We start from the raw sequence: 557 nt of genomic DNA on the forward strand, positions 1-557 counted from the left end.
GTGGAGATCATCCGGTCCGGGGCGACCTTCCGGGCGATCCGCCATCGCCCGTCGGTCCCGTCGGAGTCCTCGGCCGGTTCCACGTCCTGCCCGGCGACCAGGGCCAGCAGAGCGTAGGCATCAGCAGCCTTTCCGTCCAGCGTTTCGGGGTCGACCGCGGCCAGCAACGCCAGGGCGTCGGTGACCAGCGCGGAGATCAGCCCGTCTTTGGCGTCCTGGTCATCCCAGGCGATGTCCGGCTTACCGGTGCGGATGTAGTCATAGCCCGTGGCGTGGGCGGTCACGAGTTCTTGTCCGCCCGGGATGTCCCGGCCGAAGCGGCGGACCGCGGCGATCAGCTGCGTGATCGTGTCCTGCCTGGCGACCGCGTCGTTAAGGACCGTTGAATCCACCGCTCTGCGGCGCTTGCCCGTCAAAGCCCCGGTTTCCGCGACGACTTTGGCGATGGCTTCCATGATCCGGTGCGGATCCGACGAGGCGGCCAGCCGCTTTCGCCAGTACGTCAGCGTGCTCGGATGGAACGCGGTATCGGTCAGCCCGTAGCCGCAAGCGGCCTT

At 68.0% G+C, this 557-nt stretch carries 1 pseudogene; it reads right to left on the reverse strand.

What is annotated here, in order from left to right:
- Window positions 1-557 (reverse strand): annotated as a pseudogene (locus AC1DIP_RS22250) (IS5/IS1182 family transposase); the annotation flags it as partial.

The sequence above is a fragment of the Pseudarthrobacter sp. 05T312 genome (genome assembly GCF_056396685.1).